At 74.2% G+C, this 21,690-nt stretch carries 21 protein-coding genes; 8 read left to right on the forward strand and 13 right to left on the reverse strand.

Going from position 1 to position 21,690, the window contains the following annotated elements; genetic code table 11:
* Position 1: 1 nt before the first annotated feature.
* Genes V6U88_RS01110 through V6U88_RS01120 form a run of 3 tightly spaced genes read right to left on the reverse strand, consistent with a single transcriptional unit; the run spans position 2 to position 2,627 of the window.
* Positions 2-763, reverse strand: coding sequence for a phosphoadenylyl-sulfate reductase (locus V6U88_RS01110; RefSeq protein WP_334449096.1), 762 nt, complete (start codon positions 761-763; stop codon positions 2-4).
* Positions 760-921 (reverse strand): hypothetical protein, encoded by a 162-nt coding sequence (locus tag V6U88_RS01115; protein ID WP_280835909.1) that lies wholly within the window; start codon positions 919-921, stop codon positions 760-762. The genes V6U88_RS01110 and V6U88_RS01115 overlap by 4 nt, the downstream gene beginning before the upstream one ends.
* Positions 918-2,627, reverse strand: a complete 1,710-nt coding sequence (locus V6U88_RS01120) for a nitrite/sulfite reductase (RefSeq protein ID WP_334449098.1) — start codon at positions 2,625-2,627, stop codon at positions 918-920. Before V6U88_RS01120 ends, V6U88_RS01115 begins: the two co-directional genes overlap by 4 nt.
* Before the next feature lie 1,170 nt (positions 2,628-3,797).
* Between V6U88_RS01120 and V6U88_RS01125 the strand changes: the two genes are divergently transcribed.
* A complete protein-coding gene (locus V6U88_RS01125) occupies positions 3,798-5,582 on the forward strand; it encodes a glycosyltransferase family 39 protein (RefSeq protein ID WP_334449862.1) in 1,785 nt (594 codons plus the stop codon).
* Between the two features lie 57 nt (positions 5,583-5,639).
* On the opposite strand, the gene V6U88_RS01130 is transcribed toward V6U88_RS01125, so the two are convergent.
* Both V6U88_RS01130 and V6U88_RS01135 read right to left on the reverse strand, forming a co-directional pair.
* Positions 5,640-7,175 carry a sensor histidine kinase gene (locus V6U88_RS01130; protein ID WP_334449099.1) on the reverse strand — a complete coding sequence of 512 codons (1,536 nt, stop codon included), beginning with the start codon at positions 7,173-7,175 and terminating at the stop codon, positions 5,640-5,642.
* 25 nt (positions 7,176-7,200) lie between these two features.
* A complete protein-coding gene (locus V6U88_RS01135; protein ID WP_334449863.1) occupies positions 7,201-8,232 on the reverse strand; it encodes an SIS domain-containing protein in 1,032 nt (343 codons plus the stop codon).
* A gap of 184 nt (positions 8,233-8,416) precedes the next feature.
* Between V6U88_RS01135 and V6U88_RS01140 the strand changes: the two genes are divergently transcribed.
* Positions 8,417-10,249: a tetratricopeptide repeat protein gene (locus V6U88_RS01140; RefSeq protein WP_334449100.1), complete on the forward strand. Its 1,833-nt coding sequence runs from the start codon at positions 8,417-8,419 to the stop codon at positions 10,247-10,249.
* 234 nt (positions 10,250-10,483) lie between these two features.
* On the opposite strand, the gene V6U88_RS01145 is transcribed toward V6U88_RS01140, so the two are convergent.
* The gene (locus tag V6U88_RS01145; protein ID WP_334449101.1) at positions 10,484-12,073 is read right to left on the reverse strand and encodes an MDR family MFS transporter; all 1,590 of its coding nucleotides are present in this window, start codon (positions 12,071-12,073) and stop codon (positions 10,484-10,486) included.
* Positions 12,074-12,185: 112 nt separating this feature from the next.
* Here V6U88_RS01145 and V6U88_RS01150 point away from each other — a divergent pair, with 112 nt between their 5' ends.
* Positions 12,186-12,773, forward strand: a complete 588-nt coding sequence (locus tag V6U88_RS01150; RefSeq protein WP_334449103.1) for a TetR/AcrR family transcriptional regulator — start codon at positions 12,186-12,188, stop codon at positions 12,771-12,773.
* On the opposite strand, the gene V6U88_RS01155 is transcribed toward V6U88_RS01150, so the two are convergent.
* Both V6U88_RS01155 and V6U88_RS01160 read right to left on the reverse strand, forming a co-directional pair.
* Entirely contained in the window at positions 12,764-13,276 is a 513-nt protein-coding gene (locus V6U88_RS01155; RefSeq protein WP_334449104.1) for a GNAT family N-acetyltransferase, read from the reverse strand. The genes V6U88_RS01150 and V6U88_RS01155 overlap by 10 nt on opposite strands.
* On the reverse strand, positions 13,273-13,488 hold the full coding sequence (locus V6U88_RS01160) for a biotin/lipoyl-binding carrier protein (protein ID WP_088973021.1): 216 nt from the start codon (positions 13,486-13,488) through the stop codon (positions 13,273-13,275). The genes V6U88_RS01155 and V6U88_RS01160 overlap by 4 nt, the downstream gene beginning before the upstream one ends.
* 247 nt (positions 13,489-13,735) lie before the next feature.
* Here V6U88_RS01160 and V6U88_RS30210 point away from each other — a divergent pair, with 247 nt between their 5' ends.
* Positions 13,736-13,810, forward strand: coding sequence for a 50S ribosomal protein bL37 (locus tag V6U88_RS30210; protein ID WP_369700219.1), 75 nt, complete (start codon positions 13,736-13,738; stop codon positions 13,808-13,810).
* Between the two features lie 112 nt (positions 13,811-13,922).
* Here V6U88_RS30210 and rsrA read toward each other — a convergent pair whose 3' ends face one another.
* The 5 genes from rsrA to V6U88_RS01190 form a co-directional block, all read right to left on the reverse strand.
* The gene (gene rsrA, locus V6U88_RS01170) at positions 13,923-14,210 is read right to left on the reverse strand and encodes a mycothiol system anti-sigma-R factor (RefSeq protein ID WP_334449109.1); all 288 of its coding nucleotides are present in this window, start codon (positions 14,208-14,210) and stop codon (positions 13,923-13,925) included.
* Position 14,211: 1 nt separating this feature from the next.
* Positions 14,212-15,030: a sigma-70 family RNA polymerase sigma factor gene (locus V6U88_RS01175; RefSeq protein WP_334449111.1), complete on the reverse strand. Its 819-nt coding sequence runs from the start codon at positions 15,028-15,030 to the stop codon at positions 14,212-14,214.
* A gap of 399 nt (positions 15,031-15,429) precedes the next feature.
* Entirely contained in the window at positions 15,430-16,044 is a 615-nt protein-coding gene (locus V6U88_RS01180; RefSeq protein ID WP_334449113.1) for an alpha/beta hydrolase family protein, read from the reverse strand.
* Between the two features lie 74 nt (positions 16,045-16,118).
* Positions 16,119-16,511, reverse strand: coding sequence for a WhiB family transcriptional regulator (locus tag V6U88_RS01185; RefSeq protein WP_088979381.1), 393 nt, complete (start codon positions 16,509-16,511; stop codon positions 16,119-16,121).
* 200 nt (positions 16,512-16,711) lie between these two features.
* Positions 16,712-17,413: an SOS response-associated peptidase gene (locus tag V6U88_RS01190; RefSeq protein ID WP_334449115.1), complete on the reverse strand. Its 702-nt coding sequence runs from the start codon at positions 17,411-17,413 to the stop codon at positions 16,712-16,714.
* A gap of 102 nt (positions 17,414-17,515) precedes the next feature.
* Between V6U88_RS01190 and aroA the strand changes: the two genes are divergently transcribed.
* Genes aroA through V6U88_RS01210 form a run of 4 tightly spaced genes read left to right on the forward strand, consistent with a single transcriptional unit; the run spans position 17,516 to position 21,689 of the window.
* Positions 17,516-18,817 (forward strand): 3-phosphoshikimate 1-carboxyvinyltransferase, encoded by a 1,302-nt coding sequence (gene aroA, locus V6U88_RS01195; RefSeq protein WP_334449116.1) that lies wholly within the window; start codon positions 17,516-17,518, stop codon positions 18,815-18,817.
* Between the two features lie 18 nt (positions 18,818-18,835).
* Positions 18,836-19,921 (forward strand): ribosome small subunit-dependent GTPase A, encoded by a 1,086-nt coding sequence (gene rsgA / locus V6U88_RS01200; protein WP_334449864.1) that lies wholly within the window; start codon positions 18,836-18,838, stop codon positions 19,919-19,921.
* A gap of 25 nt (positions 19,922-19,946) precedes the next feature.
* A complete protein-coding gene (gene hisN, locus V6U88_RS01205; RefSeq protein WP_334449119.1) occupies positions 19,947-20,765 on the forward strand; it encodes a histidinol-phosphatase in 819 nt (272 codons plus the stop codon).
* 27 nt (positions 20,766-20,792) lie between these two features.
* Positions 20,793-21,689, forward strand: a complete 897-nt coding sequence (locus V6U88_RS01210) for a hypothetical protein (protein WP_334449121.1) — start codon at positions 20,793-20,795, stop codon at positions 21,687-21,689.
* Position 21,690: the final 1 nt, after the last annotated feature.

A 21,690-nucleotide genomic window follows, 5' to 3' on the forward strand; every position in this document is an offset into this window, starting at 1 on the left:
GTCAGACGTGCAGACCGCACTCGGTCTTCTCGAACATGGCCCAGCGACCGGCCCGTGGGTCCTCGCCCGCCTTGGTACGCCGGGTGCACGGCCAGCAGCCGATCGAGCCGTAGCCCCGGCTGAACAGCTCGTTGACCGGGATGTCGTAGCGGGAGATGTAGGAGTCCACGTCGGCCTGTGTCCAGGCCGCGATCGGGTTGACCTTCACCTTGCCGCGCCGGGCGTCGAAGGTCACCACCGGCGTGTTCGCCCGGGTGGGCGACTCGTCCCGGCGCAGCCCCGCGGCCCAGGCGTCGTACCCGGACAGGGCCCGCTCCAGCGGCTCCACCTTGCGCAGCTGGCAGCAGTCGTCGGGCGAGCGGTTGAACAGCCGGGGGCCGTACTCGCCGTCCTGCTGGCCCACGGTGAGCCGGGGGCGGATCGAGCGGACGTTGACCGGCAGCCGGCGGGCCACCTCGTCGCGCACCTTCAGCGTCTCCGGGAAGTGCAGCCCGGTGTCGAGGAAGACCACGTCGACGCCGGGGGCGACCCGGGACACCAGGTGGGCCAGCACTCCGTCGGCCATCGAGCTGGTCACGCAGAACCGGTCGCCGAAGGTCTCGGCCGCCCAGCGGGCGATCTCCAGCGCCGGGGCGCCCTCCAGCTCCCGGCCGGCCCGCTCGGCCAGCGCGCGCAGCTCCTCGGGGTCGCGCCCGGCCGGTTCGGCCGGCTTCGGGCCGCCGATGCCGACCAGGCCCAGGTTCGCGGCGGACATCAGGTTCATCGGGCCACCGCCTTGGCGAGCAGGCCGGCGAACTTCACCGTGAAGACTCGAGCGCAGGCGTGGCACTCCCAGGCGCCGTGCCCGGCCTCGTTCGGCCGCAGGTCCTCCTCGCCGCAGTACGGGCAGTACAGCGGCGCGGAACGGGTTTCGCTACTCATCGAAGCTCCTCCTCGTCGACCCTGATCACCCAGTTGGCGAACGTCTCGCCCTCGGTCCGGCCGGCCAGGTAGCGGCGGGCCAGTCGTTCCACGTACTCGGGAAGCTCCTCGGCGGTGGTCTTCAGGCCGCGCAGCTTGCGCCCGAAGCCGGCGGTCTGCCCCTGAGCCATGCCCAGCCCGCCGCCGAGGTGCACCTGGAAGCCCTCCACCTGCCGGCCGTCCGGGCCGACCACCAGCTGCCCCTTGAGGCCGATGTCGGCGACCTGGGTACGGGCGCAGGCGTTCGGGCAGCCGTTGAGGTGGATGGAGATGTCGGCGTCGAAGTCGCGCAGCCGCTCCTCCAGCCGGGCCACCAGCTCCTCGCCGCGCGCCTTGGTCTCGACGATGGCCAGCTTGCAGAACTCGATGCCGGTGCAGGCCATGGTGCCGCGCCGCCAGGCCGACGGGCGGGCCTCCAGGCCGATCCCGCGCAGCGCGTCGACCAGGGACTCCGTCCGCTCCGGCGGCACGTCGAGCACCAGCAGCTTCTGGTACGGGGTGAGCCGTACCCGGTCGCTGCCGTGCGCCTCGACCGCGTCGGCCAGCTTCGCGAGCTGCCCGCCGGAGACCCGCCCGACCACCGGGGCGGCCCCGACGTAGTTGCGGCCGTCGCGCTGCCGGTGCACGCCGATGTGGTCGACCGGCCGGTCGGGCAGCTCCGGGGCCGGACCGTCGAGCAGGGTGCGGCCGAGGTACTCCTTCTCCAGCACCTCGCGGAACTTCTCCACGCCCCAGTCCGCGACGAGGAACTTCAGCCGGGCCCGGTTGCGCAGCCGGCGGTACCCGTAGTCGCGGAAGATGCCGACCACACCGGCCCACACGTCCGGCACCTCGTTCAGCGGCACCCAGACGCCGAGCCGCTTGGCCAGCATCGGGTTGGTGGAGAGGCCGCCGCCGACCCAGACGTCGAAGCCGGGGCCGTGCTCCGGGTGGTCGACGCCGAGGAAGGCGACGTCGTTCGCCTCGTACGGGGTGTCGACCAGCCAGGAGATCGTCGTCTTGAACTTGCGCGGCAGGTTCGAGTACGCCTTGTCGCCGACGTACCGGCGGACGATCTCGTCGATCGCCGGGGTCGGGTCGAGCAGTTCGTCGCGGGCCACCCCGGCGACCGGGCTGCCGAGCACGATGCGCGGGCAGTCGCCGCACGCCTCGGTGGTCTGCAGGCCGACCGACTCCAGCCGACGCCAGATCTCCGGCATGTCCTCGACCCGGATCCAGTGGTACTGGATGTTCTGCCGGTCGGTGATGTCGGCGGTGTCCCGGGCGAACTCGCGGGAGATGTCGGCGATCACGCGGAGCTGGGCCAGGTTGAGCTGCCCGCCGTCGACCCGCACCCGGAGCATGAAGAACTCGTCCTCCAGCTCGTGCGGCTCCAGCACGGCCGTACGGCCGCCGTCGATGCCCGCCTTGCGCTGGGTGTAGAGGCCCCACCAGCGGAACCGGCCCCGCAGGTCCTGCGGGTCGATGGAGGCGAAGCCGCGGTGGGCGTAGATGTTCTCGATCCGGGCCCGGACGTTCAGCGGGTCGTCGTCCTTCTTGATCCGCTCGTTGGCGTTGAGCGGCTCGCGGTGGCCGAGCGCCCACTGCCCCTCGCCGCGCGGACGGCGGGGTGCCCGGGCGGCGGGCGTCGGGGTCCCCGGGCGGGCCGGGGTGCTGCTGACCGCCATCGCGGCGTCCTCCGTTGTCTGCTGTGCCTCAGTGGATGCGCGGGCGCGGCGGCCGACCCGTGGGACGGGCCGAGGACAACGGTGTCGGAACGGCCGGCGCGCACTACGCGCCCGAGACGGATGGGTCGGGCGTCGTCAGTTGGCCGGACAGATCGCGCTGCGCACGCGGCCGTAGTCGACGTGGCGACGGGCCACGAAGCGGCGGACGACAGCGGCGGTCATGCGGTCATGCTGCCACACCCCCGGGGGGCCGGCCAACGAGCGCGTGCGGCATCCCACATCACGGGCCGCACCCCCGCCGTCACCGTCCACCGCGCTGCCGCCGCCTCCGTGATCCGTCGATTACCGCAAATGGCCGCCCCGGCGGGGCGGCACGTGCCCGGTCGGTCTCCACGCTCCGGTCGTTCCTCACGCGCCTGGGCTTCTTCACGCACCCGCGGTTCTTCACGGCCCCGCCGTTCTTCGCGGCCCTGCGGTCTTCACCGCCCCGCGGTTCTTCACGCCCCGGTGGTGTCTTAACGCCCCCATCGCTCGAGACGGCGCGTCCCGCACTCCTCGACCACCCCGTTGCCGGCTCGGACCCAGCCACCACCCACCCGGTGCGGGCCCTTTGGAGCTGATGTCGTGAATGAATCAAGACCGCGCACCGGCTGGTCTGCGAAACAGTTCGTCGCGCCTGTCGAGCCGGGGCGGAGGCGGAGGGAGATCGGCGCAGGCTGGTTACGCACGGGTGAATCGTCTACGACATCAGCTCGAAAGGGCCCGCATCGGAGGTGTCCGGTCGAGCTTGGCAGGGCCAGGGCCAGCACCACGCGTGCAGACGAGCTAGGCAGAGCCAACCGGAGGCCCAGATTGAGCTGCCTGAAGCCAGCGCTGAGCGGGTGGCCGAGCTGTGCGGGGCCAAAACGGGGCGGGTGGCCGAGCTGTGCAGGGCCAAAACGGGGCGGGTGGCCGAGCCTGCGGGACCAACACTGGGGCTGGCCGAGGCCGCGCCGGGCCAGCACGGGGCGGGTGGCCGAGCTTGCGGGGCCACCACGGGGCGCGCGGCCAGCTGCGCAGGGCCGGCACCCAAGTGGGCGGCCACCTTCGGCCGGATGAGCAGCACGGCTGCCGGGGCGGCTGTGGCAGCGCGGCTCGGCGCGGTGTGGGACGCTCGGGCGCGTGGGCAGTATGTCCGGAAAGTGGCATGCGGTGGAGGGCTGGGCGCGACTCGTCTGGGTGCCGCCGCTGCTGGCCACCCTGGCCGCCGGGCTGTACGGCATCGGTCACGCCCAGCCCTGGCGGGACGAGCTGGCCACCTGGAGCGCCGCCACCCGCCCGCTCGGCGACCTGCTCCGGCTCGCCGGCACCGTGGACGCCGCCACCGGCCCGTACTACGTGCTCATGCACGGCTGGGTCCGGCTCTTCGGGGACTCGGCGACGGCGCTGCGGCTGCCCTCGGCGCTGGCCATGGCCGGGGCGGCCGGCCTCACCGCCGTACTCGCCAGGTGGCTGCTGGGGACGCGGGCCGGCCTGCTCGCCGGCCTGCTCTTCGCGGTCCTCCCCGGCACGTCCCGGTACGCCCAGGAGGCCCGCCCGTACGCGCTGGCCAGCCTCTTCGCGGTGCTGGCCGGCGTGCTGCTGGTCGCGGCGCTGCGTCGGCCCTCGTGGGCCCGCTGGGCGGGCTACTCGGCCGCCGTCACCGCGCTCGGACTGACCCATCTGCTGGCCTTCACCGTGCTGGCCGCGCACGCGGTGGTGGTGCTGGTCGCCTGGTGGCGCGGCCCGGCGGCGGCCGGCCTCGACCCGCCGCCCGAGCGCCTGGCGGACCGGGAGCCGCCCGACGGCCCGCCCGCTCTCGCGCACGGCCGGAACAGCACAGCGCACGACCGGAACAGCACGGCACGCGGCCGGGACGGGACGGTACGCGGCCGGGACGGGACGGTACGCGGCCGGGACGGGACGACTCACGACCGGGATGGCAAGGCAGGCGGCCTAGACGAGACGGGGCACGACCGGAACGAGACGGGGCACGACCGGGACGGGCGGTTGGCGGTGCGCTGGGTGCTGGCCCTGCTGCCGGCGCTCGCGCTGCTCACCCCGTTGCTGCTCACCGCTCGGGCCCAGCGCTCCCGCCAGCTCGACTGGGTCGAACCGGCCCGGCTGGCGGACCTGGCGGCGCTGCCCGGCGGGGTGGCGCAGAGCGCGGTGGTGGGCGGCCTGCTGGTCGGGCTGGCCGCCCTCGGCGCGGCGCGGGCGGGTCGCCGCCGGGCGCTGCTGCCGGGGCTCTGCGTGCTCCTGCCCGTGCTGCTGGTCTTCGTCGCCGGGCTGGCGGTGGCGCTGTGGGTGCCCCGCTACCTGGTCTTCACGGTGCCCTTCGCCAGTGTGCTCGCCGGCGCGGCGCTGGCCGGGACACCGGCACCGGCTCCCGGGCCGCCGGCACCGCAGCCGTCCGGGCCGAGGGCGACGGCGCGAGTCGCTAGCGGGGCGGCACTGGCGGGGTTGCCGGGGGCGCTGGCGGTCATGGTGCTCGCCGGTCTGCTCGGTCTGCCCGACCAGGCGGCACTGCGGCAGACCCACGGCTGGCCGCGCAGCGCGACGGTCGACTACCGGGGCGCGGCGCGGATCGTCGCGGGCGGACAGCAGCCCGGCGACGCCGTCGTCCTGCACCCGCGGGAGGGCTGGCTCTTCCTCGACCTCGGGCTGGCGTACCACCTGGGGGAAGCGCGGCCGCGCGACGTGCTGGTGGTCCGCGACCAGCGACGGCGCGCGGACCTCTGGGCCACCGAGTGCGCCCGCCCGGCCGAGTGCCTGGCCGGGGTGCGGCGGGTGTGGCTGGTGGTCGCCGGGCGGCGGCCCGATCCGCTGGCGGCGGTGCCCGACGGCAAGGGCGACGCGCTGCGGGCGGGCTTCACCGTCGGCCAGGTCTGGCAGCGTCCCGGCGTCACCGTCGCCCTGCTCACCGCCCGCGGCTAGCCGCGCTGTCTCGACCAGCCCGGAGCCCGCCGGGCCCGCGCTGCTCGCCGCGCGACGCTAGCCGCGCTCCCCTCGGGCCAGCGGGACCACCAGCACCGCCTCGGTGCCGCCGGTCGCGCCCGGGCGCAGCTCGATACTGCCGCGCAGCTCCCCGGTGACGAGCGCCCGGACGATCTGCAGGCCCAGCCGGCCGCCGCGCTCGGCGTCGAACTCGGCCGGCAGGCCGCGCCCGTTGTCGGCCACCGAGACGTGCAGCTGCTTGCGGAACCGGTGCGCGGTGACCACCACCTGCGGCGTGGCAGCGCCGTCCGGGCTGGCGGCGCCGTCCTCACCGGCCGGCGGGAAGCCGTGCTCGACCGCGTTGAGCAGCAGCTCGTTGAGGACCATCACCAGCGAGGTGGCGATCTCGGCGGGCAGTACGCCGAAGCTGCCCTTGCGGCGCATGCCGACGCTCACCTCGGTCGCCGCGACCTCGGTGGCCGCGCTGGCCACCCGGTCGACGATCCCGTCGAACTCGACCGCCTCGTCGCTGGACATGGAGAGCGTCTCGTGCACCAGGGCGATCGAGGCGACCCGGCGTACCGACTCCTCCAGCGCGACCCGGGCCTCCGGCATGGAGACCCGGCGGGCCTGGAGGCGCAGCAGCGCGGCGACGGTCTGCAGGTTGTTCTTCACCCGGTGGTGGATCTCCCGGATGGTGGCGTCCTTGGTGATCAGCGCGCGGTCCCGGCGGCGGACCTCGGTGATGTCGCGGACCAGCACCAGCGCGCCGATCGGCACACCGGCCGGCATCAGCGGCAGCGACCGGGTCAGCATGGTGGCGCCCCGGGCGTCGATCTCGCGGCGGGGTGGGGCCTCGCCGCGCAGCGCCGCGAGCACGCCGTTGGCCGCGTCGGTGCCCTCCAGCGGGTCGCTGGCCAGCCGCCGGTGCAGCTTGGCCAGGTCCTCCCCCACCAGGTGGGAGGCGAATCCCAGCCGCCGGTACGCCGACTGCGCGTTCGGGCTGGCATAGGTGACCTTGCCGTTGGCGTCCAGCCGGACCAGGCCGTCACCGACCCGGGGTGCCGAGGTGGTCTCCCCCGGGTGCCGGGGCGGCGGGAAGGTGCCGTCGGCGATCATCTGGGCCAGGTCGTCGGCGGTGGTGAGGTAGTTCAGCTCCAGCTGGCTGGGCGTCCGGGCGGTGGAGAGGTTGGTGTCCCGCCCCACCACGGCGACCACCTCACCGGCCTCCCCGTCGGCGGTGCGCAGCCGGACCGGGATCGCCTCGTGCCGGGCCGGCACGTCGCCGTACCAGACCGGGTCGCCCTCCCGCCAGATCCGGCCCTGCCGGTGGGCGACCTCCAGGTGCGCCACCTCCGGCCCGCCGACGATCCGCCCCACCTGGTCGTCGAGGTACGCGGTGGGGGCGGTCGTCGGGCGGACCTGGGCGACGCAGAGGAACGTCCCGTCGCCGTCGACCGGCACCCACAGCAGCAGATCGGCGAAGGAGAGGTCGGACAGCAGCTGCCAGTCCCCCGCGATCCGGTGCAGGTGGTCGATGTCGGCCGGCCGGAGCTGGGTGTGCTCCTCGGCGAGGTCGCGCAGCGTGGACACGGGACACAGCGTGCCACGCCTAGCCTCACCGCGTCGCGGTGACCTTCTTCAGCCCGCGCGGCGCGTCCGGGTCCTCACCCCGGGCCAGCGCCAGCGACAGCGCGAGTCGTTGCAGGGGCAGGATGTCCAGCAGCGGGGCGTACCGCTCGTCGACCTCGGGCACGGCCATCCGGGTGGCCCCCTCGACCTCGGCGGAGCCGACCACCACCACGTCGGCGCGGCGCTCGCCGAGCCGGGGCAGCACCTCGCCCATCGACCGGCCACCGGGACCGGAGCCGACCACGGCCAGCACCGGCACGTCCGGGTCGGTCATCGCCAGCGGGCCGTGCAGCAGGTCGGCGCCGGAGAAGGCGAGCGCGGGCAGGTAGGAGGTCTCCATCAGCTTCAGGGCGGCCTCCCGCGCGGTCGGGTACGCGTACCCCCGGCCGGTGGTGACCAGCTGGGCGGCGAAGCGGTAACGCGGGGCGAGCTGGGCCGGGGTGGGGTCGGCCAGGGTGCGCTCGGCCAGCTCGGGCAGGGCGTCCAGCACGGCCCGCTCCTCGGCCGGGAGCACCCCGTCGCCGGCGCGGACGCCCTCGACGAGCATCAGCAGGGCCAGTAGCTCCGCGGTGTACGTCTTGGTGGCGGCGACGGCCCGCTCGTGCCCGGCGGCGATGTCGACGGAGAGCTCGGCGGTCTCGGCCAGCGGTGAGCCGGGGGCGTTGGTGACCGCGAGGGTGAGCGCCCCGGCGGCGCGGGCGGCCCGCAGCACCTCGGTCAGGTCGGGCGATCCGCCGCTCTGGCTGACCCCGACGACCAGGGCGTCGGAGAGGTCGGGGCGGGCGCCGTAGAGGGTGACCACGCTCGGCGAGGCGAGCCCGGCCGGCAGGCCGAGCCGGATCTCGGTCAGGTACGCCCCGTAGAGCGCGGCGTGGTCGGAGGTGCCCCGGGCGGTGAAGACCACGTGCCGGGGCCGCCGCTGCGCGATCACCGCCGCGACGCGGGCGATCGCCCCGGCGTACTCGGCGGTGAGCAACCGGGCGTAACCGGCTGGCTGCTCGTCGATGTCGGCGGCCATCCCGGCCCCTGGACGCATCACGGAAGCTCCTCCCACTGCGCGGTTGCCGCGCGTTTCGTGCTCAGTCTTGCACTATTGCTCGCATCTGATCAATCGTACGAGCAGTAATGCGCAGTGGATCACCAAATCGACGCACCATCCCCTAGGCTTGCCCAGCCCCGGGAACTGCGAGTGAGAGGCCGACGTGACGGAGGGACCTGACGAACCCGTGCTGTCCGCCGCGGAGGAACTCGCGCTCGCCCGGCTGGCGCTCGACGAGGGCGACCTGCCGCACGCCGCCGGCCACCTCGCCGCGGCCCTGGTCCAGGCCCCGACCCTGCCCGAGGTGCACGAGACGCTGGCCCGCATCGCGGCGGCCTCCGGCGGCGACCTGGAGCTCTTCCCGCTCGGCCAGCGCGTATTCGTCGGCGCCGTGGTGGCCCGTGCCCACCTGCTCGCCGCCGCCGGGCGCCCGGCCGAGGGGCTCGACCTGCTGGTCGCGGCCACCGGGCACGCGCCCGGCGTCGACTGGGCCGGCGTGCCCTGGGTGACCGCCCCCGAGCTGGCGCAACGACTCGACCCCGAACGCACCGCCCGCATCCTGATGCAGGTCTGCGCCGCCGTGCCCGACCCGGTGCCCCGGGCCGCCCGGCCGCCGCTGCTGCCGTACCTCACCCTCGCCCGGCACGCGGTGGCCGCGCATCCGCGCCACCCGCTGCTGCTGGGGGCGGCGTCCGCGCTGGCCCGGCGCCTCGGCGAGGTCACCCTCGCCGTCAGCTGGGCCAACCGGGGGGTACGCGTCGAGCCGTCCAAACTCGGCGAGGTCTGGCTCGGGTACGCGTACCGCAGCGCGGGCCGCACCCGCGACGCCCTGGCCGCCCTGGAACGCGCCGTCGACCACGACCCCGACGACCTCGCCGTGTACGCCGACATCGCCGGCACCCTGGCCGACACCGGCCGGCTGGACGCGGCGCTGGAGTGGATCGACCGGGCGCTGGCCCGGGACCCGACCTTCGACTGCGCCGTGCACACCGCGCACCGGCTGCGCTACCTGCGCGACGGGAACGTGGCGCACCTGGTCGCCCTCGCCGACTTCGCCCGGGAGCACCCCGACGACAGTCACGAGCACGGCGACCTGGCCGAGTGCTGCCGGGGCCGGCCCTGGCTCGGGCAGGTCACCCCGGCGGCCGGCGCGATGGTCGACGCGCTCCGCCGCGCGCTGGCCGCCGACGGCGCGCCCACCGCGGTACGGCTGGCGGCCGTCGAACCGCCGAGCGCGATGCGTACCGTGACCGCGGCCGTGCCGGGGCTGGACGTCGAGGTCACCGGCGTGGCCGACCCGGACCCGCGGGAGCCCCGCCGCGCCACCACCTGCCAGCTCTGGCGCTACGACGGCAGCACGGCCGCCCCCACCCTGCCGGTCCCCTCCGAAGACGCGGCGGACCGGGTACGCCACCTGGCGCACCCCGCCTGGCCGCACCCGCCGGCCGCCTACGACGCCGCGGTGGGACTGGCCACTCTGGAACTCGGCGACCTGCTGGGGCTGCTGGTGCACCCGCCGGAGGCGCCGGCCACCGCGCTGGGGCGGGTGCTGACCGGGCAGGACCCGTCGCTGTGGGTGCGCTGCGTGCAGGTCTGGGCCTGCCTCGGCCTGCTGCACCACCGCACCGACGAGCCCTGGGCGGACTCGATCCGGCGCCGGGTGCTGGTCGAACTGGTCTGGGGTGTCGAGGACTGGATCACCGAGGCGGCACTGTTCGCCCTGGTCACCGCCGCCTGGGTCGACCCCTCGGTACGCCCCGACGTGGCCGGCGTGGTCGCCGAGCGGCTCGCCGACGTGGCCGAGGTGACCCGCGACCGGCCGGTGCCGATCGCCACCTCGCTGGCCCACCTGGCCCTGGCCACCCCGGACCTGGACGAGGAGACCACCGCGCTCGCCGAGCGGATCGTCGCCGCCGGGGCGGCGCAACCGTCCCGCCGCCCGGGACTGCTGTCCCGCCTCCTGGCCCGCCTGGCCCGCGCCTTCCACCGCCCCTGACCCGCCGCCGCCGCCCGACCCGGCGGCCTGGCCGGGCCGGCTCCCGGTTTGCGGCGTGTGGGGGTGTCGGGGGCACCGGAGACCCCGACACGCCGCAAAGCGCGTCGATCATGCGCCGCGATCGCCGCGTCGGTCACGGAAGGCGGGACGCGGCCGGAACCGGGACGAGGCCCGGAAAGCGGGCGCGGCCGCGTCGTACCCGGGGAAGGGACGACGCGGCCGCGACGGGGCGCCTCAGGCGACCGGGGCCTTGCCGAGGGCGGCCTCGGCCTGCTCCTCGGGGGTCGCGTCGGCCGGCGGAGCGTCGTTGGACGTCCGCAGCGGGACCTCCTTGATGAACCAGGCGAGCACCGGCACCACGACGGTGAAGAGGACCGCCCACAGGAACACGTGGGAGATCGCGTCGGAGAGGCCGCCCAGCACCAGCTCGCGCGTCTGCGCCGGCAGTTCCTTGAGCTTCGCCAGGTCCATCCCCTGCCCCTCGCCGGTGCCGCCGCTGAACGCGCTGCCCGCGGCGGAGTCGGCGAGCCGGTTGGCGAAGATGGCGCCGAAGAGCGAGATGCCGAACGAGCCGCCGATGGAGCGGAAGAAGGTGGCCGCGCCGCTGGCCGCGCCGAGGTCCTTCTGCTCGACGCTGTTCTGCGCGATCAGCATCGAGGTCTGCATCAGGAAGCCCATGCCGACCCCGAGCACGATCATGTAGAGCGAGGACTCGATCTTGCCGGTGTCCACGTCGAGGCGGCTGAGCAGGGCCATGCCGGCGGCCATCACCACGCCGCCGACGATCGGGAACATCCGGTACCGGCCGGTCTTGGTGATCGCCCGGCCGACGACCAGGGAGACCACCAGCATGCCGAACATCAGCGGCAGCAGCAGCAGGCCGCTGTTGGTGGCCGAGGCGCCCTGCACGGTCTGCTGGTAGAGCGGCAGGAAGTTCATCGCGCCGAACATCGCGAAGCCGAGCAGGAAGCCGAGCACCGAGATCAGGGCGAAGTTGCGGTTGGCGAAGAGCCCCAGCGGCAGGATGGGCTCGGGGACCCGGCGCTCGACCAGGCCGAAGGCGACCAGGGTCAGCACGGCGAGCGCCGCCAGGCCGAGGATCTGCGGCGAGACCCAGTCGTAGGAGTTGCCGCCCCAGGTGGTGATCAGCACGATCGCGGTGATGCCGACGGAGAGCAGCGCGGCGCCCAGCCAGTCGATCCGGTGCTCGGTCCGGTACTTCGGCAGGTGCATGGTGGTGGCCAGCAGCAGCAGCGCGACACCGCCCAGCGGCAGGTTGACGTAGAACGCCCAGCGCCAGGAGAGGTTGTCGGTGATGAAGCCACCGACCAGCGGGCCGGCCACCATGGCGATGGCCATGATGCCGGCGATCATGCCCTGGTAGCGGCCCCGCTCGCGGGGCGGCACCAGGTCACCGATGATCGCCATCACGCCGACCATCAGGCCACCGGCGCCGAGGCCCTGCACCGCGCGGAACGCGATCAGCTCGACCATGCCGTCGTCGGGACCGCCGAGCATCTCCGAGCCGGCCATGCCGCAGAGCGCCGAGCCGATCAGGAAGACGACCACCGAGGTCAGGAAGACCGCCTTGCGCCCGTACAGGTCCCCGAGCTTGCCCCAGATGGGGGTGGAGACGGTGGTGCCCAGCACGTACGCGGTGACCACCCAGGTGAAGTGGTCGAGGCCGCCGAACTCGCCGACGATCCGCGGCAGCGCGGTGCTGACGATCATGTTGTCGAGCATCGCGAGCATCATCGCGATCATCAGACCGAACAGCACGACCCGGATGTTGGGTCTCGCCGCCGTCTGGCTTTCCTGGCTCATGGGTAAGCTCCCCCGGAGATCTGTCGCACTTACTTGCCGCCCGGCCAGTTACCTTACTAGCCGCACGGTAAGTCGGACAGCGAGAAACCGTCATGCGAGTTGGGTGGTACGGGTGAGGGAGAGCACAGGCGGCACGCGTGCGCGTATCCAGGCCGTCGCGTTGGAGCTCTTCACCGAGCAGGGGTACGAGCGGACCTCGCTGCGCGAGATCGCCGAGCGGCTCAACGTCACGAAGGCGGCGCTGTACTACCACTTCAAGAGCAAGGACGAGATCGTCAACAGCTTCGTCGAGGACCGCCTGCGGCGGATGGACGAGCTGATCGCCTGGGCACGGTCGCAGCCGGGCACCCGGGCCACCCGACGGAAGCTGCTCAACCGGTACGCCGACGCCATGTTCGCCAGCGAGCAGCCCTCGGTGATGCGGTTCTTCGAGCAGAACCAGACCGTGCTGAAGAGCCTCCCCGCCGGGCAGCAGATGCGCGAGCGGATGCTGGGCCTCGCCGACGAGCTGTGCCGGGGCGACGACTCACCCGCCGCCCAGCTGCGCGCGGCGCTGACCCTCTTCGCGGTGCACAGCAGCTGGTTCGCCGTGCGTACCCCGCACATCACCGACGAGGAGCGCAAGAGGATCGCGCTGGAGGTCGCCGACGAACTGCTCGCCGGGATCAGCGAGCAGGAGCCCGACACGGGTCAGGACTGACCGGTCAGGTCCAGTCGCAGACCCAGCAGGTCCACCCCGGGCACGGGCGACCAGTCCTTCTCCGGCAGCCGGACGAAGCCCATCCGCCCGTAGAGCCGATGCGCCGACCCGGCGAACCCGCCGCGTACGCAGATCACCACGGCCGAGCAGCCCAGCGCGGCGGCCCGGTCGACGCAGGCGCGGGCCAGCGCGGCGCCGGCCCCCCGGCCCTGGGCCGCCGGGTCCACGGCGAGCATGCGGAACTCGGCCTCGCCGGGACCGGAGAGCTCCGCGTACGGGCTGCCGGGCAGCACGAAGGTCACCGAGCCGAGCACCTCGCCGGTCGCCTCGTCGACGGCCACCAGCACCTCGCCGTGGGTCGCCCGGTGCGTCACGTCGGCGAGCACCGCGGTGTACCCGTGCTCGCCCTTGAGCTGCCCGTCCGCCTCGTACGCGGCCACCGTCAGCCGGGCGACCGCGGCGAAGTCGGCCGGGGTCGCCGGCCGGACCAGCAGGCCGGTCAATCGATCACCGCGATCAGGTCACCGTCCTGCACGACGTCGCCCTCGTTGACCGCGAGCTGCTTGACCACGCCGTCGGACTCGGCGACGACGGGGATCTCCATCTTCATCGACTCGAGGATCACGAGCGTGTCCCCTTCGGACACGGTGTCCCCGGCCGACGCGACGACCTTCCAGACGTTGGCCACCATCTCGGCGCGGATCTCCTCGGCCATTTCCCGGCCCTCCCTCTCCCGATTGCCTGCCGACGTATCCAATCATGCGGCGGCATCGGATGGGCGGGGAGCGGGCGGGGCCACGCCCGCGGCCGGAAACGCCGGGCGCTCCGGCCGCCCCGGCGGAAGATGGCGGGTACCGAGCGCACTAGCATCAGCGGGTCGGACCCGGGCGTCGGGAGGACCGGTGCGTGCACCGGCGCCGAGGGGCGCCGAACAGGGATCCGACCATCACGAGGAGGTCACCATGGCGAAGAAGGCCCGGAAGAAGAAGGCCCGTAAGAAGAGCGGCGCGAACCACGGCAAGCGCCCCAACTCCTGATCTCGCACGGCGGGTTTCCGCCGTCGCAGTCAGCACCGCCGGCCCATCGGGGCCGGACAGACCGGTGGCCCGGGTCGGATCGACCCGGGCCACCGTCGTGTCGTGCGTGCGTTCAGTCGGCCAGTTCGCGCGACTCGGTGGTCTCGAAGACCACCAGCTCGGTGAGGCGGATCCGCAGCCGCTCGCGCAGCTGGTCGGGGGCGATCTCGTTGCCGCAGCAGCGGGCCACGAGCGCCTTCACCTCCTGCTCGATGCCGTACTCGTGCAGGCACGGCCCGCACTCCTCGAGGTGGTGCCGGATCAGGGTGCGCCGTTCCTCCGCGCACTCCAGGTCCAGGTAGAGGTAGACCTCCGCGAGCACCTCTCGGCAGTCCGTCTCGTGCGGCTTCCCACAGCTCACGTCACACCTCCCGGCCGGCAGCGGCGGTCGAGCCCTTCGAGGACTGCGCGGAGCTGAAACCGCGCTCCGCGGCGTAGCGCTCGAGCAGCTTGCGCAGATTACGGCGGCCCCGGTGCAGGCGGGACATCACGGTGCCGATCGGCGTGCCCATGATGTCCGCGACCTCCTTGTAGGAGAACCCCTCGACGTCGGTCAGGTAGACCGCCAGGCGGAACTCCTCCGGCAGCTGCTGGAGGGCCTCCTTGACGTCGCTGTCCGGCAGCCGGTCCAGCGCCTCGGTCTCGGCCGAGCGCAGACCGCTGGAGGTGTGCGACTCGGCCTCGGCGAGCTGCCAGTCGGTGATCTCGTCGGTGGGCGCCTGGATGGGCTGGCGCTGCCGCTTGCGGTAGGAGTTGATGTAGGTGTTGGTCAGGATCCGGTAGAGCCAGGCCTTCAGGTTCGTGCCCTGCTCGAACTGGTGAAAGGCGGCGTACGCCTTCAGGTACGTCTCCTGGACCAGGTCCTCGGCATCCGCGGGGTTGCGTGTCATCCGCAACCCGGCAGCGTAGAGCTGGTCGACGAAGGGCATCGCGTCCCGCTCGAAGCGGGCCCTGCGCTCGTCCGTCTTCTCGGTGGTCAACCGCACATCCCCTCGCGTCGGATGCTTCCTCGCCGAGGATACGCGCACGGACCTGCCCGCAGATTCGGTTCCACCGGGTGTGCCCGCTCTCACCACCGCCGTGCCGCCCGCCGTCGCGGGCCAGTCGGGTCCGCCCAGCAGCTGCCGGAGCTGCCGCGTCTCCCGTACGTCCCGTTCCCGGCTCCGTGTCTCGGTCGGCACCGGTCACCCCCCTCGCCAGATGTGTCGTCCGGTGGTGGTAACGCCCGGTCGGGGTCCGGACATTCCGCCGGTCGTCCCCGTTCCTGGTCCCGGCCTCGGCGGATACCGACGCTGGGACCAGGAAGGGCCTGGGAGGGACGGTGCCGTCGCCCGAACCGGGCGGCCGGCACCATCCGATGCAACGACCCTGCGCCGCGCCGGTCACGCTCGCCCGGGGTACGGGGCGGCGACGACTGCGGCCGTTCCGCCCTCGCCGCCGGTCGTGGCCCTCGGGGAAACCGTTGTCAGCGTGATACCTCGGAGGTATCAAGATGCCTCTGAGGTATCACGCTCGCGGCCGCATCCCACTCCCAGCAGATCACTGACAGTGATGGACGGCGGCCGGCCACCCGCCGTGGCTCAGGGCGACGCCCAGCCCCGCTCGCGGAGCCAGGCGAGCACGGCCGTGGCCACGGCGGCCGGGTCCTTGCGCAGGTCGTGACGCTCACCGGGGCGGACGACCACGCGTACCGAGGCGTCGGCGTCGGGCACGCCGAAGGGGTCCCGGTCGCCGTTGACCACCAGGGTCGGCAGTCCGGTCAGCAGCTCGGCCGCGCGTGACCGCTCCGGCCGGCCCGGCGGGTGCAGCGGGAAGGCCAGCGCGACCACGCCGACCGCGCCGACCGCCGCCGCAGTACGGCAGGCCACCCGGGCACCGCTGGACCGCCCGCCGACCAGCAGCGACACGTCCGGGTGCCGGGTGCGCAGCGCGGCGACCACCGTCGTCCACGCCTCGTCGAGGTGCCCGGCCGGTGCCGGCGCCCGCCGCCCGGCCACCCGGTACGGCTGGGTCACCCGCGCCACCGCCACCCCCGCGCCGACGGCCGCGTCCCGGACCGCGAGCAGGTCGGGGGCGTCCACGTCACCGCCCGCGCCGTGCCCGAGCACGAGCAGGGCGGCCGGCGGGCCGGTCGGCAGGTCGGTCTCGACCCGGGCCGGTCCCCGTGGCGTGTCGATCTCGTCGTGGTGCGGCACCGACCCATTCTGCGCCGCCGGGCGCCCCGGCACGGCGAGCCGGCCGACAAGCCGAGCGGCCGGGCCACGGCGCGCTAGCTGAGCGGCACCAGCGTCAGCAGGCGGTCGCGCACCGGTGGACCCGCGTCGTCGGCGGCGTCCGGATCCGGTTGCACCTCGCTGCGCCAGGCGACCAGCATCGCCCGGCGTTCGCGCGGCGTGGTGCCACCCCAGACGCCGTGGCAGTCGCCCACCTCCAGCGCCCAGGCCAGGCACGACCCCTGCACGTCGCAGCTGCGGCAGAGCGCGACGGCGGCGTCGGCCGGCTCGTTCGGCGCCGGAAAGAATGTCTCCGGATCGACGCTCTGACAGGTCCCTCTGGTCCGCCAGGCCTCGTCCTGGCGGCGTTCGCGCAACGCCCGCAACAGTCGCGGATCTCGTCGTGCGGCGGCCACCTCGTGCGGTCGGGGCATACGCGCCCGGGTCATCACACCCACCTCCCCCGTGGGACCGGCAAGATCGACGGGCGTCGTACGCACCGCGCGAAGACGCTCCCAGTGCCGGCGCTGTGTTCTATCGCACCCGCGGACACGCAGACAAGGGGGTGTGCACAAAGATGACTGAAGATCCGAGCGAAATTTCGCCCGGAACTCTGGCAATTCGTACGCGACAATGTCGCGAATCGCACTCAGAACAGCGTCATTTCCTCCTCTTCGACCCGCTCCTCGGGCAGCCGTACCCGCTCGATCAGCCCCGGACCATCGTTGCGGACGTCGCCCACCGCCGGACCCACCGGCCGGATCTCCAGATTGGCGAGCCAGTCGAGCGGCGGCGGGGCGAGCAGCGTGGCCGGCTCGTCGACCGGCCCGAGCCAGGTCGCCCAGCGGTCGGCGGGCAGCAGCAGCGGCATCCGGTCGTGCACCTCGGCCAGCTTCCCCACCGCGGCGGTGGTGAGCACGCTGAAGGTGAGCAGCGACTCCCAGCGCGACCAGATGCCCGCGAAGGCCAGCACCGAGCCGTCGCGCGGGGTCATGTAGTAGGGCTGCTTGCCGCCGGCGGGGCGCCGCACCCACTCGTACCAGCCGTCGGCGGGGACCAGGCAGCGCCGACGGGCGAACGGGTCGGCGTACGCCCGGCTGGTGGCGACCGTCTCGGCCCGCGCGTTGATCATGCGGGCGGCGCCGGCCGCCGAGCGGGACCAGTGCGGCACCAGGCCCCAGCGCCCGGCCGACAGCACCCGGCCACCCTCGGCGTCGACCCGGACCAGGGGCACCGGGTCGGTCGGCGCGACGTTGTGGTCCGGCCCGAGCCGGCCGTCGGTGTCGTCGTACGACTCGAACAGCGCGCTCAGGTCACCGGCGCTCCGGGTCGTGGCGTACCTCCCGCACATGGCGCACACGCTAACGCCCCGCCGGCTTCCCGGCTGTCCCGCCAACCGGGAGCAGGCCGACGGCCGGCTCCCCAGGGCCGGCGACCTTGGCAGAATGTAACCGTGGGGAATCCGACCGCGACCCGGCCGCCGCAGCCGTGGACCGCACCGACCGCCAGCGACCCGGTCGCCTCGACGCTGCGCCTGCCCGGCTCGAAGTCGATGACCGCCAGGGCGCTGGTGCTCAGCGCCCTGGCCAACGGTCCATCGACGCTGCACGGACCGCTGCGCGCGCGGGACACCGAGCTGATGGCCGGCGGGCTGCGGGCGATGGGCGCGCACATGTCGATCTCCGACGACGAACGCTGGCTGGTCCGGCCGCACCGGCTGGTCGGGCCGGCCCACGTCGACGTCGGGCTGGCCGGCACGGTGATGCGTTTCGCACCGCCGGTCGCCGGACTCGCCGAGGGGCGGGTCACCTTCGACGGCGACCCGCAGGCCCGGGTCCGTCCGCTCGGCCCGCTGATCGGCGCGCTGCGGTCGCTCGGCGTCCGCGTCGAGGCCCCGGCCGAAGGCAGCCTGCCGCTGACCGTGCAGGGCGCCGGCCGGGTCACCGGCGGCGAGGTGGTGATCGACGCCTCCGCCTCCAGTCAGCTCGTCTCCGGCCTGCTGCTCGCCGGTGCCCGCTTCGACCGGGGCGTGGTGGTCCGCCACGAGGGCCCGCCCGTCCCCTCCGCCCCGCACCTGCGGATGACCGTGCAGATGCTCCGGGCGGCCGGCGCGGCGGTCGACGACAGCGTCCCGGACGTCTGGGTGGTCGAGCCCGGTCCGCTGGCCGGGCGCGGCTGGGAGATCGAGCCGGACCTCTCCGGGGCGGTCCCGTTCTTCGCCGCCGCGCTGGTCACCGGCGGCGAGGTGACGTTGCAGGGCTGGCCGCGCAGCAGCGCGCAGCCGGTCGAGCAGCTCCGGTCGCTGCTGCACCGGATGGGCGGCGAAGTGACCCTCGGCACCTCCGGCCTGACCGTGCGCGGCACCGGCACCGTGCACGGCCTGGAGGCCGACCTCTCCGACGTCAGCGAGCTGACCCCGGCGCTGACGGCGCTGGCCATGCTGGCCGACTCCCCGTCCCGGTTCACCGGCATCGAGCACATCCGCGGTCACGAGACCGACCGGATCGCCGCCCTGGCCCACGAGTTCACCGCGCTCGGCGCGGACCTCACCGAGTCCGCCGACGGGCTGGAGATCCGGCCCCGCCCGCTGCGCGGCGGCACCTTCCGCACGTACGCCGACCACCGGATGGCGCACGCCGCCGCGGTGGCCGGGCTGGCCGTCCCCGGCATCGAGGTGGACGACGTCGCGTGTACCTCCAAGACCATGCCCGAGTTCCCGGCACTATGGTCGGCAATGGTGACCGGCAAGAACTGAGGCGAGAAGGGGGCGGTCCTGGCGACCAGACGGCGGGAGTACGACGAGGACGACGTACGGGTCCGGCCCGGGAAGTCCTCGCGTCCACGCACCCGCACCCGCCCCCGGCACGAGGACGCGGTCGACGGCTTCGTGATCGCCGTCGACCGGGGCCGCTACACCTGCGTGCTGCCCGGCGGCGCCGTGGAGGAGACCGTGACCGCGATGCGGGCCCGGGAGCTGGGGCGCAAGTCGGTGGTGGTCGGCGACCGGGTGGCGCTGGTCGGGGACACCTCCGGGGCGGCCGGCGCGCTGGCCCGGATCGTCCGGATCGCCGAGCGGCGCTCGGTGCTGCGGCGGACCGCCGAGGACGACGCGACCACCGCCGAGGGGCGGCTGGAACGGGTGGTGGTCGCCAACGCCGACCAGCTGGTGATCGTCAGCGCGCTGGCCGACCCGCCGCCGCGTACCGGGTTCATCGACCGCTGCCTGGTGGCCGCGTACGACGCCGGCATCGAGCCGCTGCTCTGCCTGACCAAGGCCGACCTGGCCGGGCCGGAGCAGGTGCTCGGCTACTACGCCGAGCTGGAACTGCCGTACGTGCTCATCCGCCCGGACTCCGACCTCGACGCGCTGCGGGCGCTGCTCGCCGGCCGGGTGTCGGTCATGGTCGGGCACTCCGGGGTGGGCAAGTCGACGCTGGTCAACCGCCTGGTGCCGGACGCCGCGCGGGCGGTCGGCGTGGTCAGCGCGATCGGCCGGGGCCGGCACACCTCGACCAGCGCCGTGGCGCTGCCGTTGCCGCCCTCGCCGGGTGCCGGTGGCGACCTGGGATGGATCGTCGACACCCCCGGAGTCCGCAGCTTCGGGCTCGCGCACGTCTCGGCGGAGAGCCTGCTGCACGGCTTCTCCGACCTGGTCGAGGCGACGGTGGACTGCCCGCCGAACTGCCCGCACACCGCCGACGCCACGGACTGCGCGCTGGACGCCTGGGTGGCCGCCGGCAAGGCCGACCCGCGCCGGCTGGCGTCGTACCGTCGCCTGCTGGCCTCCCGGTCCGGGGAGGGTGACCCGCGCGGCGAGGCCGACCAGCGCAATCCGGGCGACCCGCTCGCCGGGTCCTGAACCGGCCGTGACTACCGTTCCTGCCATGACCGGGTACGCCGACGACATCGCCCTCGCCCATCAGCTCGCGGACGCCGCCGACGCCATCTCCACGGCCCGCTTCCGCGCCCTCGACCTGCGGGTGGAGGCCAAGCCGGACCTCACCCCCGTCTCCGACGCGGACACCGCCGTGGAGCGGGAGATCCGCGCGCTGCTGGCCGACCGGCGCCCCGGCGACGGCCTGCTCGGCGAGGAGTACGGCGAGCAGCCCGCCGCCGGGCCGGGTGGTCGGCGCTGGGTGGTGGACCCGATCGACGGCACGAAGAACTTCGTCCGCGGGGTGCCGGTCTGGGCCACGCTGATCGCGCTGCTGGACGGTGATCGTCCGGTGGTCGGGCTGGTCTCCGCCCCGGCGCTGGGCCGCCGGTGGTGGGGCGCGCTCGGCGAGGGCGCGTACGCCGGGCCGGACGCCGCCTCCGGGACACCGATCCGGGTCTCCGCCGTCGGCGACCTGGCCGACGCGAGCTTCTGCTACTCGTCGCTCACCGGCTGGGAGGAGGCGGGCCGGCTGGGCGCGATGCTCCAGCTGATGCGGGACACCTGGCGCAGCCGCGCGTACGGCGACTTCTACGGTTACATGCTGCTGGCCGAGGGTGCACTGGACGTCATGGTGGAGCCCGAGTTGTCGCTGTGGGACATCGCCGCGCTGGTGCCGGTCGTCACCGAGGCCGGGGGCTCCTTCACCGACCTGTCGGGGCGTCCCGCCCCTGCCGGGAATGGTTCCGGGGAGAACAGCGCGGTGGCCAGCAACGGCCTGCTGCACACCGACATCCTCGACCGGCTGGCTCGGCCAACCGAGCGCTGACCCCCGGGCACCCTCTATCCTCGCCAGGTGGTGTCCTCCGGTTGGTGCTTCCTCGCGGCCATGATCGTCGCGTACGGCTTCGCCAACATGTTGCAGTCGGTCGCCGCCGCGCGGACGACGGTGCACCACACCTTCGATCCGGGGCTGCTGCTGCGGCTGGCCGTGCACCGCACCTACCTGGTCGGCCTGCTCTGCCAGGTGGCCGGGTTCGTGCTGGCCTTCCTGGCCCGCCGGGACCTGCCGCTGTTCCTGGTGCAGGCCAGCGTGGCCGCCGGTCTGGGCGTCACCGCCGTGCTGGGCGTGGTGGTGCTCAAGTGGCGGCTGCCGAAGGCGGAGGTGGCCCTGCTGGTGCTGCTCTTCGGCGGGATCACCGCGTTGGTGCTCTCCGCCCAGCCGGCCCCGTCGAAGTCCCTCGGCACCGCCGGTCTGGTCGCCCTGGCCGTGGCGCTGGGCGGCATCGGGGTGCTCGGCTTCTTCGCCGTACGCCTGCACGGGCCGCCCGGGTCGGTGGCGCTCGGCTCGCTGGCCGGGATGGCGTTCTCCGCCGCCGCGGTCGCGGCCCGGCCGCTGGCGTCCGCGTCGTCGGCCGAGGCGTTCCTCCAGGACCCGCTGCTCTACCTGCTGATCGCGCACTCGCTGGTCGGGCAGTTGCTGCTCGGGCTGGCGATGCAGCGCGGCTCCACCACGGCCGCCGTCGCCGCGATGGACGCCGCCGGGGCGGTGCCCGCGGCGATCGTCGGCCTGGTGCTGCTCAACGACCGGATCTGGCCGGGCCGGGAGTGGCTGGCCGCGGTCGGCTTCCTGGTCACCCTCGCCGCGGTCATCGGGCTCACCCGGTACGCCGAGCCGCAGCACCACCACGCCGTCGCCCGGCCCCGGGCCCGGGTCGCGGTCGGCGCCGGCTCCGGCCGGCCCCCAGTTTGAC

The sequence above is a fragment of the Micromonospora sp. CPCC 205739 genome (assembly GCF_036906795.1).
In the GTDB taxonomy this organism is placed as follows: domain Bacteria; phylum Actinomycetota; class Actinomycetes; order Mycobacteriales; family Micromonosporaceae; genus Micromonospora.